This is a genomic window from Nonomuraea composti (assembly GCF_012034275.1).
Classification (GTDB): domain Bacteria; phylum Actinomycetota; class Actinomycetes; order Streptosporangiales; family Streptosporangiaceae; genus Nonomuraea; species Nonomuraea composti.
Genome location: NZ_JAATEP010000005.1, coordinates 1 through 11,438 on the forward strand (window position 1 = coordinate 1; position 11,438 = coordinate 11,438).

Sequence of the window (11,438 nt, forward strand, 5' to 3'; positions counted from 1 at the left end):
TGCGGCGTTCCGATGAGCTTCAGGCTGTCGATCAAAGCCTCGCTGGCGGGGGAAGTCACTTCTCTATCGTGCCATATGATCGGACATCGACATGCACACTCAGCGCATGTGCTACTTGTACCTTATCGCCCACTTTGACCGACAAGCGAGACACCAAAATCGTGCTCTGGCCGTTGAGGGACACCTTGTAAAGGCGCCAACCTAGAAGGTAGAGCGTCGGATTGACCACCGCTAGGTCGGACTGCACATAGATGGCGAGCGCAGTTGCGAAGTAGAAGACGTATGCCAGTGCATCGCCCCATCCTTGGGGTAGTTCGGTGAGGAATGGGAGTAGATAGGTCGCTAGGTACCCCGAGACGGCACCCCCTTGATCTTCGATGCTCTTGACTTCCATGCGAAGGTGGGCGTGGCGGAGCGAACCTCGTACCAGCCTCCATCCGTCCAGCGCTCCCCAGATGGCGATAGCGCCGAGTGTGCCGGTCCACCACCAATGTGGCGCGCTGCGGGCTGCGAAGATGGCGAAAAGTGGCGCATATGACACTATGAACAATCGTGCCCTTTGGATCCAAAGGGCTTTTTGGCTGCCCGGCCTGTCAACCATCATGCATCTAGGGTAGAACGTATGTACGACAATTTTGGCCCCATGAACGCTGTGGCCATCTGCATCGATTCGAGTCGCAGCATCCTGAGCAAAGGCCTGTGTCGGTTGTCAATGAGGCCCTCCATCGGAAGTCGTGATGCCTAGCGGGCTGCGCTACCAGTCAGGGAAGCCTGGCAGATGCCTTGTCCGGTGCCAGTGAGTGCGCGAGGCCAATGAGGTCCCTCGAGCGGGGCCTCAGGGCTGAGTTCCTTGTTGTGCCGGGTGTAGCCTCGAGACAATCGAGCTGATGGCGGGCTCAACGGACTGGCCGCAGCTCGTGTGGACCGGCAGGCCGGCACCGTCCTGGGGTTCGTGTCTCCTGGCTGCGATGCTGCAGCCATGATCATCCCCCGCATGTCCCCTGATCAAGGTCCTATGGCTGCATACAGGTGCTCTCCGTTACCTATCAAGGGTCTAGAAAGCAAAAGACCTGCGGTCACGAAGCCGCAGGTCAGAGGCCGAAATGCCTGACAGAGAAGCGTGCCCCCGGCAGGATTCGAACCTGCGGCACCCGCTTTAGGAGAGCGGTGCTCTATCCCCTGAGCTACGGAGGCGGACGCTCGTAAGCCTAGCGAAAGTTTGGCACTGTGTGTGACGCGGCCCCCCGCCAGTTTCCCCGGGTTGGTTATGGGTGCTCTGAGCTGCGGTAAAGGCATGACAAGTGATCAGAATCGTGCGCATCGTGCCCGGATACCGTCGGGGCTGTGACCAGGAGGCGATGTGCGCAGGCCCGTCGGCGGCCTGTTGTGCTGTTCGGGGCGTTGCTGGCGCCGGCGATTCTTGCGGGAGGGTTGCTGGCGGGGGAGATGCGTGGGTTTGAGTGGGGGGTCGCTCGTGCGGGGGGTGGGGAGGAGGGTGTAGCGGGGGTGGCGTTCGAGCCGGTGTTGGTGCCGGCGCCTCCGCGGCCTGAGCGGCGGTATGCGGCTGCCATGCCCTCGCCTGTGCGGGAAGTGCCTCGGCGGGTGCGGAGGGTGGAGGTCGAGGAGGCCGCTCCGGAGGAGCGTGGGAAAGAGAAGGAGCCTGTTACGCCGGCTCCCGTGCGGACTCAGGGTGGGTGTCCAGGAGAGTGGGTGGATACCTGGTTGTGGGAGTTGTGCCGGGATCGGGAGCAGGAGCAGGAAGGGGCGGGGCAGGAGGAGGGTTTGGTGGGTGATGGGTGGTTGCCGGGGGTTTGAACCGGTGAGGGCTTGAGGGCGTACACGATTGTGAGGAGCTGAGTGCGCCGGAGGCGTCGTGAGGGGGCGGGGCGTGGTTCGGCGGGCAAAGTGGGCTATTTGTCTCGTAACAGCTCTTCGGAGTTCGGTCCGGGCACTCGGGGGGCTGTAGTAACGTGCGTGCCTGACCAGGGTAACGAGATTGCAAACGGAGGAGTCGGACGTGCCAGCCCCTCGATCAGCGGGTCTGATCGCGGTTGTCATGGCGGTGGCTTCTCTTCTCGTGCCCTTGGGGGGTGTTCCGGCGCAGGCTGAGGTACGGGTTCAGCGCGCGCAGCAGGAAGCTGTGCGGAAGGATCCGGGCAATCTGACCGAGCTGCGGAAAGAGGCCGAGCGGTCGGCCAAGGAGCTCGAGGACGCCACCAAGGCGCTGGAGAAGCGGCGGGCCGAGATCGCGGCGTCCGAGAAGGAGCTCAAGAGCAAGCTGACCACGCTGCAGGAGCTCGAGCGGCGGCTGGCCGTGATGCGGCAGCCTGTCTCGCAGATGGCGGAGCTGTTGTACCAGCAGCCGTTCATCGCCGGCGGCATCGTGCCGTTCCTGTCCGGTAGTGCGGATGAGAAGACGTTGCGGGCGCTGATGGACGCCAACCAGATCGTGGCGGTGCGGCAGCAGGCCGTCGAGCAGACGAGCGCCCTGTACAAGGAGACCGAGCGGCTGGCGGGCGAGGCGCAGGAGCTGCGGGCGGGGAATCTGCTGGCCGAGGCGCAGTTGGCCGCTGAGGTCGACACCCTGCGGCAGCGGTCGGACAAGATCGTGAAGTCTCTGACGGCGGCGCTGGTCAAGCTGGGGATCAAGGTCGACAAGGTGGGGCGGGCGGCGCTCGGGTGCAATCCGCTCCGGGCGGCCACCGCTGATCAGTATCCCAACGGGCTGATCCCGAAGGCCATGCTCTGTCCGTTGCAGCAGAAGGGGTTCAGTCTCAGGGCGGATGCCACGATCGCGTTCGTCAGCCTGAACGAGGCTTATCGGCAGCGGTTCGGGAAGCCCATGTGCGTGACCGACGCCTATCGGAGCCTGGCCGAGCAGCAGTCGGTCTACTATCGGCGGCCTGGGTTCGCCGCTGTGCCGGGGCGGAGCAACCACGGGCTCGGGCTGGCTGTGGACCTGTGCGGTGGGGTGGAGAGGTCCGGGTCCGCGGAGTTCGTGTGGATGGAGAAGAACTCCAAGCGGTACGGGTGGTTCCACCCCTCCTGGGCCTACAGCAGCCCGTTCGAGCCGTGGCACTGGGAGTACGATCCTAAGATCGACAAGCTGCTCTGAGCCGTCGGGCTCAGGCGGCCGGGGCCACCTGAGCGCTGCAGTAGGCGCAGCGGGAGGCGGGCTTGGGGATCTCCGACAGGCACTCTGGGCAGTCGCGGGTCTTCGACTCGACCTTGGCGGCACCGCGCTCCTTGAGGTGGGTGTACGGCTTCACCACCAGGAAGTAGATCACGCCTGCGACCAGCAGGAACGATACGACCGCGTTGATGAAGTTGCCGTACATGAAGTTGGACCGGCCGACCGTCACCTTGAGCGAGGAGAAGTCGGGCAGGCCGCCGAAGGCGGAGATGAGTGGTGTGAGCAGGTCGGCCACGAACGACTGCACGATCGAGTTGAAGGCGGCCCCGATGACGACTGCCACGGCCAGGTCGATGACGTTCCCCTGCATGAGGAACTTCTTGAATCCGTTCATGGGAATGGATCGTAGTCGAACGATTACCGTAAGTTAGGTTTGATGGTGAGCGACAGGCGGGCGTGAGCCTGGGCGGTGGCCAGGTCGGCTGCTTGGGTCGGGGTTGTGGCCAGAACGATCAGTGTGCCGGCGTCGTCGTCGGTGGTGGTGGGCTTCGGGATGGACAGGACCGTGGTGTCCTCGGCGAGCCGGCGGGCGGGGGTGCTCGCATCGTAGGCGGCCAGGAGGGTGATCGTCGAGCCGGGGGAGACCAAGGCCGCCGCGGCGGCGTCGGCTATGCGGACCGGGGTGGCGACCAGGCCCGGCGGGAGGCGGTAGGAGGCGAGCAGGCGGACGTCGGTGAGAGGCTCGCCCTTGCGCATGGGGGTGGCCAGGGTCTGGCCTGCCGGGATCGTACGTATGGCTCCTGTGGGTGGAGGGACGAGGGCGGCCGGGTGGAAGTCAGCGGCGTTGAGTGGGCCGGGGGAGAGGTCGCGGGAGGCCACCAGGACCGTGGGGGCGGAGCCGGCGGGGCGGGTGGCGGCGAAGGCCGCGACGACGGAGACGGCGGCGAGCGCCGCCGCTACGAGGCGGCGGCGACGGCCGTGGCGCGAGAGCCAGGACTGGATCACGGCAGCTCGAAGGGGAGCTTGATGCCGTCGAGCGCCGACCCGCAGGGGCAGGTGCGCTCCTCCGGCAGGGACTGAACGGTCTCCGAGACCAGAGTGCGCATGCGGGTGACGTTTTGCGCGAAGAACTCGAGGACCTCGTCGTGCGTCACGCCCTGGCCGGCCTCCACTCCGGCGTCGTGGTCGGTCACGAGGGAGATGGACGTGTAACACAAGGCCAGCTCGCGGGCCAGGATCGCCTCGGGGAAGCCGGTCATGCCCACGATCGACCAGCCGTTGCCCGCGAACCACTGCGACTCCGCGCGGGTCGAGAAGCGCGGGCCCTCGATGACCACCAAGGTGCCGCCGTCGACCGTCTCCCAGCCGCCCGCGCGGGCCGACGCCACGGCCGTCGAGCGGCCCGCCGGGCAGTAGGGGTCGGCGAAGGAGACGTGGACCGCGCCGTCGATGTCGTAATACGTCTGGGTGCGGCCAGAGGTGCGGTCAACGAGCTGATCGGGGACGACGATGGCGCCGGGGCCGTACTCGGCTCTGAGCGAACCTACGGCGCTCGGCGCGAGCACCTGCCGGACGCCGAGCGAACGCAGTGCCCAAAGGTTGGCACGATAGGGGATGCGGTGCGGGGGGAAACGGTGATCTCGCCCGTGTCTGGGGATGAACGCCACCGAGCGGGAGCCGATGCGCCCGACGGTGACGACATCGCTCGGGGGGCCGTAGGGTGTGGCGAGCTCGATCTCCTCCGCGTCGTCGAGCAGGGAGTAAAAGCCGGAACCGCCGATGACACCGATATCTGCACGAGTGACCATGGCGCAGAGAGTATCCGGAGCGGTGGTGGGTGAGGCGGACACGAACGACGTTCTGTGGATAACCGCGACTGGCACGCGGTGAGCTGTGGACAGCGGGGTCGGCTGTGGATAGTTGGTCGCGCGGAGTAGGCACACCAGTACGAAGAGTAGGATCGCCGCATGCGGCAACAGGGCCTCGGGCTCATCATCCTCGCGCTCATGCTCGGCATGCTGCTCGCGGCGCTCGATCAGACGATCGTGTCCACGGCGCTGCCGACGATCGTGAGCGACCTCGGTGGGCTGGAGCGGCTGTCGTGGGTCGTGACCGGTTACCTGCTGGCCTCGACCGTCTCCACGCCGCTCTGGGGCAAGCTCGGCGACCAGTACGGGCGCAAGAAGCTGTTCATCGGGGCCATCTGCATCTTCCTGGCCGGGTCGGCGCTGTGCGGGCTGAGCCAGAACATGGGCGAGCTCATCGCCTTCCGGGCCGTTCAGGGGCTGGGCGGGGGCGGGCTGATGGTGCTGGCCCAGGCGATCGTGGGCGATGTCGTCTCGGCGCGGGAGAGGGGGAGGTACCAGGGCTTCTTCGGGGCGGTCTTCGCGGTTTCCAGCATCGTGGGGCCGCTGCTCGGCGGGCTGTTCGTCGATCATCTGTCGTGGCACTGGGTGTTCTACGTCAACCTGCCGCTGGGGGCGGTGGCACTGTTCGTCATCGTGGCGGTGCTGCCGGGGGACGACACGCGTACCAAGCACACCATCGACTACGCGGGGGTGGTGCTGCTCGGTGCGGCGACCTCCTGTCTGGTGCTGATGACGACGTGGGGCGGCACCACGTACAGATGGACGGATCCGATCATTCTGGGCTTGGCGGGGGCGGCGGCGGTCCTGCTGGCCGGGTGGGTGCTCGTGGCGCGGCGGGCGAAGGAGCCGGTGCTGCCGCTCGGGCTGTTCCGGGTGCGGGCGTTCGCCATGTCGTCGGTGGTCGGGTTCGTGGTGGGGTTCGGGCTGTTCGGGGCGCTCACGTACCTGCCGCTGTTCCTGCAAGTGGTGCACGGGGTCAGCCCGACGCTGTCGGGGGTGTACCTGCTGCCGATGATGGCCGGGATGCTCACCCTGTCGATCGTGAGCGGGCAGATCATCTCGAAGACCGGCAAATACCGATTCCTTCCCATCGCGGGCACGGCTGTCGCGACCGTGGGGATGTTCCTGCTCTCGACGCTCACGGAGGGGAGCAGTCTGCTCGCGATGGGGGTCTACCTGCTGGTCCTCGGCGTCGGGCTGGGGATGACCATGCAGGTGCTGGTCATCGTGGTGCAGAACGCGGTCAGCTTCAAGGATCTCGGCGTCGCCACTTCCGGGGCCACGTTCTTCCGGTCCATCGGAGGGTCCTTCGGGGTGGCGACCTTGGGATCGGTGTTCTCGGCCACGCTGAACGACGATCTGCGGGAGGTGCTGCGCGGGGTGCGGCTGCCGGCCGGGTTCGATCCTGGGCGGGTTCAGCAGGACCCCACTGTCATTCAGCGATTGCCGCGCGGGCTCGCGCAGGGATTCCTGCATGTGTACGCGGATGCGATCGCGTCCGTCTTCCGCGTGGCGGCGCCCGTGATGTGCGGGGCGTTCCTGCTGAGCTGGTTCATTCCGCAGGCGCGGCTCAGGGAGACGACGAAAGCGGCGGACCTGGGCGAAGGGCTGGGGGCCACGTCCGCCGAGCGGTCGTCGCTGGCCGAGGTCGAGCGGGGGCTGGTACGGCTGGCCGATGCGGACCTGCGGCGCGGCTACTACGACCGGCTCGGGGCATTGGCCGGGCTGGACGGGATCGCGCCCCAAGGGGTGTGGGTGATCGCCCGGCTGAGCGGTGAAGGGTGGGTGCGGGCTGAGGAGCTGGCCGCGCGGGCCGAGGTGAGCAGGGAGTACGGGCGGCCTTATGTCGATCAGCTCGTGGCGGTGAATCTGGTGCGCCGATCCGCGGACGGGGACGCGTTGTGCCTCACGGAGGCGGGGGAGGAGGCGGCTGCGCGGCTGCTGGGGTGTGCTTGTGAGGGGCTTCGGGGGCTGGTGGCGGATTGGGGGGCGGATCCGCAGCTTGAGCGGCTTGTTGAACGGATCGCGCCGGAGCTGCTCGGTGCGCCGGCTGATCGGCCTTCTCGATGAGGGAGTGGTGCTTCGGCGGGTGGTGAGGGTGAGGGGGAGTCAGGCGCTTCGATGAGCGCCGGGCGGCGTTCCGGCGGCTGGTGGGCGGAGTCTCGGGGGCTGGCGGGTGCTGGGCGGATGGGTCCAAGCGGCTGGCGGTTGCTGCGTGGATGGGGTCCAAGCGGCTGCGCGTGCTGTGGCGGCGGAGTTTCGGGAGCCGGCGGGTGCTGTGCGCTGGCCTTGGGTGCTGGTGAAGGTGCTGTGCGGGTGTGGGCTCGGTTGCTGGTGAAGGGCTGCGCGGGTGTGGGCTCGAGAGCTGGCCAAGGGCTGTGCGGGTGTGGGCTCGGAGCTGGCGAAGGCTGTGCCGGATGTGGTGCCGGATGTGGTGCCGGGAGGTTGTGGAGTCGTTGGGCGGAATCGGGCGAGGTCGGGATGGGCTCTTGCCGCTGGGGTCAGTGCCGCCTATCGTCTCGATGTATCGGCTCGATATATCGGGCTGGAGGCTTTGCGAGTAGTTCGACTGACCGGGAGCGGTGATGAGGCGGATCGACTACGACAAAGAGCAGTACCGGAACTACGCGCGCGGCCGAGCGCTTAGCGAGCAGCAGTCGCAGGTGTGGATCAGGGCGTTCGAAGCGGTGTTGCCCGAGCGGCGTCCGCTGGCGGGGCTGGACGTCGGGTCGGGGACCGGGAGGTTCACCCCTGCGTTGGCGCGGGCGTTCGGGCCGGTTGTCGGGGTCGAGCCGGCCGTTCGGATGCGGGAGATCGCGGAGGCGGAGTCGCGGCATCCTGATGTGCGGTACGTGGCGGGTTCCGCCGAGGACATGCCGGTGCCGTCCGGGAGTGCTGATTACGCGCTCATGTTTCTGGCCTGGCACCACGTTCAGGACAAGGTGCGGGCGGTCGGGGAGCTGGGCAGGGTGCTCCGGCCGGGCGGGCGGCTGCTTCTGCGGGCGAATTTCCGGGATCATCACCCCAGGCCGTGGTGGCTGGAGCACTTTCCTCGTGGCCTTGAGGCGGACACCGCGTTGTTCCAGCCGCTGCACGAGGTGATCGCCATGTTCACGTCGGACGGGTGGCGCGTCGCCGGCTTCGGTACGGTCACCGAGCCGTCCTCCGGCACCTACAGTGACGTGTTCGAACGGCTGCGGTTGCGGACCCTTTCGATCTTCGGGCAGCTGAGCGACGAGGAGATAGAGATCGGGTTCCGGCGGCTGGAGGAGGTTGTGGCCGCGAATTCCGGAGCGCCTGCGCCTGTCTTCGCTGAGCCGCTGCTGACGCTCGAACGGTGCCAGTGAGGTCGAGGACGCAGCCTTGGGGGTCCGAGAGTCTCGTAGCCGCAGGTGGTGCCGAGGGCCGGCCCGGTCTTGCCGTGGAGTTCTGTGAGCGTGATCGATGCGGTCCTGCGGCGGAGTCCCGTGAGCGTGATCGATGCGATCCTGTGGCAGAGTCCGCGAGCGTGATCGTGCGATCCTGTGGCAGAGTCCGCGAGCGTGATCGTGCGATCCTGTGGCGGAGTCCCGCGGGCGTGATCGTTCGGTCTTATGGCAAGGGTCCCGCGAGAACGGCCGCCCGGTAGCGCGGAGATAGTCTCCGCGGCCGTGGCCGTCCGCTGGGCGCGCGGCGGTGGCCTTCCGGGGTGGGAGGCTCCGCGGCTGCGCGCGGATGGGCGCAGTGTAGGCAGGCCAAGACCAGGCCGGGTGGGAGGTCGGTGGCGGCATGCGAAGCGCGCGGGACCTCCCGCCGACCGCCTCTTACCGCCACCGGTTCAGTCGCAGCAGCTCCAGAGCACTTGCCGCGCGTGCCGGATGGGCGCCGCGGGCCAGGCGAGGGGCAGCGGCGCGCCGTACGGGCACGGCTCCGCAGGTGGTGGGAGCCGTGCGGGACCTCAGCTGGACGCGGCAGCCGGGGCAGGGGTCGAGCTGGTGGTGGACGAGCTCGAGTCCGACGACTTGCTCTCCCCGGACTTCGACGAAGACGAAGAGGAAGAAGAGGTCGAGGACGACGAGGTCGACGAGGACGAACGGTTGTCGGTCTTGTAGAAGCCAGAGCCCTTGAACACGATGCCGACCGCGGAGAACACCTTCCGCAGGTTGCCCTGGCACTTGGGGCAGACCGTCAACGCATCGTCGGTGAACTTCTGGACGACCTCGAGCTGCTCACCGCAGTCGTTGCAGGCGTACTGATAGGTCGGCACGCGCTCCTCCTTTAACAAGCTCTAGCACTCGAGCGATGCGACTGCTAATGGTAACCGATCGGGTCAATCACCTATTCCAACCCCCGCTCTCCGTACCATCCGGCCAGCTTGCCGCTGCGGCTGACGGCGCGCAGGCGGCGTTCGGCCTGGTCGCGGCAGGCGGCGGTGGTGACGACGAGGAGCTGGTCGTCCACGCGGACGCGGGTGGTGGAGGCGGGGACGAACGATTTGCCGTCGCGTACGACGAGCGTGACCTGGGCGCCGGCGGGCAGGCGGAGCTCGAAGATCTCCACGCCGTGGAGGCGGGAGCCGGGCGGGATCGTGACCTGCAGCAGGTCGGCCTTGAGCTCCTCCAGGGGCGCGGACTCCACGGAGAGGTCGTGGGCCTCGCCGGGGGCGGACACCCCGAGCACGCGGGCCACGAACGGCAGCGTCGGCCCCTGGAGCAGGGTGAACACGATGACGATCACGAAGACCTGGTTGAAGATGTCCTTGGAGCCCTGGACGCCGGACGCCCAGGGGATGGTGGCCAGGACGATCGGGATCGCGCCGCGCAGCCCCGCCCACGACAGGAACGCCTGGTCGCGCCAGCTCACCCAGCCCAGGCGCACGGCCCAGGCGAGCGCGGAGCTGGCCACGACCGAGAGCGGGCGGGCCAGGAGGACGAGGATGGTGCCGGTGATCAGGGCGGGGACGATGGCCGACGGCATCTCGTGCACGTCGGCCAGCATGCCCAGCATGACGAACAGGCCGATCTGCGCCAGCCACGCGGCTCCCTCGGCGAATCCCCTGGTGGCGGCCCGGTGCGGGAGGCGGGAGTTGCCGAGGATGAGCGCCGTCAGGTAGACGGCCAGGAAGCCGGAGCCGTGCAGGAGGACGGCGCCGCCGTACGAGACGAAGGTGAGCGCCAGCACGGCGATCGGGTAGAGGCCGGAGGCGGGCAGGGCGACGCGGCGCAGGGCGTACGCGCCGGTGGGGCCCACGGCGAGCCCGACGGCCGCGCCGATGATCAGCTCGACGGTCGTCTCCAGCAGGAACGTTCCTAGCGTGGCCTGCGAGCCGGACGCGCCGCTGAGCAGGACCACCGCGATGACCGTGGGGGCGTCGTTGAAGCCGGACTCCGCCTCCAGCACCCCCGCCAGGCGCGGCGGCAGGCGCAGCCTGCGCAGCACGGAGAAGACGGCGGCGGCGTCGGTGGAGGCCAGGACGGCGCCGAGGATCAGCGCGGTGGAGCCGTTGATGCCGAGCAGCCCCTGGACGAGCAGGGCGACCACGACGATGCTCACCGTCACGCCCACGGTCGCCATCACCAGGGCCAACGGGACGGAACGCCGCACATGGGACCAGTTGGTGGTCAGACCGCCCTCGGCGAGGATCACGGCGAGCGCCGACAGGCCGATCTGCTGGGCGAGCTGCGGGCTCTCGAAAGGGATCCCGAACCCCGAAGGCCCCAAGGCCAGACCGAAGCCGAGAAAGATGAGCAGGCTGGGCAGACCGGTACGATGCGCCAGCCGTACGGACGCGATCGCCGCGATGACGATCGCGGCACCGATGAGGAGCCAGAGATCAAGCGTCATCTGGCTCCTCTCCGGTATCTGCGTTCACATAAGCCTAGTGAGTCCTGAAGGGGTCATCGCAAAGCGGACCGGGCGGTCATGGGGCTCCGCGGGGACATCGTCGATCAGCTCGCCGTCGTGCAGCAACGCCACGGTGGGGACGTTCGGGCCGACGCGGGCGAGGGCGCGGTCGTACGAGCCGCCGCCGCGCCCCAGGCGGACCCCCGTGCGCCGGTCGACTGCCAGCGCGGGCACGATCACGAGGGCGGCGGTGCGCACGGCGTCGACGCCGCGGCGGGTGTCGACCGGCTCCATGATCCCGAAGCGGCCGGGCGCGAGGGTGTCGGGCCCGTCGTACACCGCCCAATCCAGGTCATTGTCCTCACGGAGCACCGGGAGGACAACGGTGGCTCCATGTTTCCAGAGAGCGAACACCAGCCCGTGCGTCTCCGGCTCCGACCCCGCTGACCAGTAGCAGGCCACCAGACCGGCCATCTGGACCCAGGGCTGTTCGAGCAGGGTTTCGCGGACCTTGATGGCGTTTGCACGCAGTTGTTCGGGGGAGAGGGAAGCACGCGCCGCGCTCACCTCGCGACGCAGGTTCAGCTTGTCCACAGGTCCCTCCACTAGGGTCT

Annotated in this window: 10 protein-coding genes and 1 tRNA gene; 3 read left to right on the forward strand and 8 right to left on the reverse strand. The window is 67.9% G+C overall.

Annotated features, from left to right (window positions below):
* Window positions 1-55 precede the first annotated feature (55 nt).
* Together HCN51_RS08945 and HCN51_RS08950 are read right to left on the reverse strand one after the other, a co-directional pair.
* On the reverse strand, window positions 56-604 hold the full coding sequence (locus tag HCN51_RS08945) for a hypothetical protein (RefSeq protein WP_168008638.1): 549 nt from the start codon (window positions 602-604) through the stop codon (window positions 56-58).
* 517 nt (window positions 605-1,121) lie between these two features.
* Window positions 1,122-1,194 (reverse strand) — tRNA-Arg (locus HCN51_RS08950).
* Window positions 1,195-2,056: 862 nt separating this feature from the next.
* Between HCN51_RS08950 and HCN51_RS08955 the strand changes: the two genes are divergently transcribed.
* Window positions 2,057-3,115 carry a D-alanyl-D-alanine carboxypeptidase family protein gene (locus tag HCN51_RS08955; RefSeq protein ID WP_080044981.1) on the forward strand — a complete coding sequence of 353 codons (1,059 nt, stop codon included), beginning with the start codon at window positions 2,057-2,059 and terminating at the stop codon, window positions 3,113-3,115.
* A 10-nt stretch (window positions 3,116-3,125) separates the two neighbouring features.
* Here the strand turns inward: HCN51_RS08955 and mscL are convergent, their stop codons facing one another.
* From mscL to HCN51_RS08970, 3 genes are read right to left on the reverse strand one after another with little or no spacing between them, the layout of a single operon-like run.
* On the reverse strand, window positions 3,126-3,527 hold the full coding sequence (gene mscL / locus HCN51_RS08960; protein WP_168008640.1) for a large conductance mechanosensitive channel protein MscL: 402 nt from the start codon (window positions 3,525-3,527) through the stop codon (window positions 3,126-3,128).
* Window positions 3,528-3,550: 23 nt separating this feature from the next.
* Window positions 3,551-4,138, reverse strand: coding sequence for a CpaB family protein (locus HCN51_RS08965; RefSeq protein WP_168008641.1), 588 nt, complete (start codon window positions 4,136-4,138; stop codon window positions 3,551-3,553).
* Window positions 4,135-4,941 carry an S-methyl-5'-thioadenosine phosphorylase gene (locus HCN51_RS08970; RefSeq protein WP_168008643.1) on the reverse strand — a complete coding sequence of 269 codons (807 nt, stop codon included), beginning with the start codon at window positions 4,939-4,941 and terminating at the stop codon, window positions 4,135-4,137. Before HCN51_RS08970 ends, HCN51_RS08965 begins: the two co-directional genes overlap by 4 nt.
* A 159-nt stretch (window positions 4,942-5,100) precedes the next feature.
* Between HCN51_RS08970 and HCN51_RS08975 the strand changes: the two genes are divergently transcribed.
* A complete protein-coding gene (locus HCN51_RS08975) occupies window positions 5,101-7,071 on the forward strand; it encodes an MDR family MFS transporter (RefSeq protein ID WP_168008645.1) in 1,971 nt (656 codons plus the stop codon).
* 515 nt (window positions 7,072-7,586) lie between these two features.
* On the forward strand, window positions 7,587-8,348 hold the full coding sequence (locus HCN51_RS08980; RefSeq protein ID WP_168008647.1) for a class I SAM-dependent methyltransferase: 762 nt from the start codon (window positions 7,587-7,589) through the stop codon (window positions 8,346-8,348).
* Between the two features lie 590 nt (window positions 8,349-8,938).
* Here the strand turns inward: HCN51_RS08980 and HCN51_RS08985 are convergent.
* From HCN51_RS08985 to HCN51_RS08995, 3 genes are all read right to left on the reverse strand, one after another.
* Window positions 8,939-9,247, reverse strand: coding sequence for an FmdB family zinc ribbon protein (locus tag HCN51_RS08985; protein ID WP_168008649.1), 309 nt, complete (start codon window positions 9,245-9,247; stop codon window positions 8,939-8,941).
* 71 nt (window positions 9,248-9,318) lie between these two features.
* The gene (locus tag HCN51_RS08990) at window positions 9,319-10,824 is read right to left on the reverse strand and encodes a potassium/proton antiporter (protein ID WP_168008651.1); all 1,506 of its coding nucleotides are present in this window, start codon (window positions 10,822-10,824) and stop codon (window positions 9,319-9,321) included.
* Between the two features lie 24 nt (window positions 10,825-10,848).
* A complete protein-coding gene (locus tag HCN51_RS08995) occupies window positions 10,849-11,418 on the reverse strand; it encodes a 5-formyltetrahydrofolate cyclo-ligase (protein WP_168008653.1) in 570 nt (189 codons plus the stop codon).
* Window positions 11,419-11,438 lie beyond the last annotated feature (20 nt).

Coding starts and splice junctions, on each gene's coding strand:
- HCN51_RS08945 (WP_168008638.1), bottom strand. CDS start 604: ATGATGGTTGACAGGCCGGGCAGCCAAAAAGCCCTTTGGATCCAAAGG.
- HCN51_RS08955 (WP_080044981.1), top strand. CDS start 2,057: ATGGCGGTGGCTTCTCTTCTCGTGCCCTTGGGGGGTGTTCCGGCGCAG.
- mscL (WP_168008640.1), bottom strand. CDS start 3,527: ATGAACGGATTCAAGAAGTTCCTCATGCAGGGGAACGTCATCGACCTG.
- HCN51_RS08970 (WP_168008643.1), bottom strand. CDS start 4,941: ATGGTCACTCGTGCAGATATCGGTGTCATCGGCGGTTCCGGCTTTTAC.
- HCN51_RS08975 (WP_168008645.1), top strand. CDS start 5,101: ATGCGGCAACAGGGCCTCGGGCTCATCATCCTCGCGCTCATGCTCGGC.
- HCN51_RS08980 (WP_168008647.1), top strand. CDS start 7,587: ATGAGGCGGATCGACTACGACAAAGAGCAGTACCGGAACTACGCGCGC.
- HCN51_RS08990 (WP_168008651.1), bottom strand. CDS start 10,824: ATGACGCTTGATCTCTGGCTCCTCATCGGTGCCGCGATCGTCATCGCG.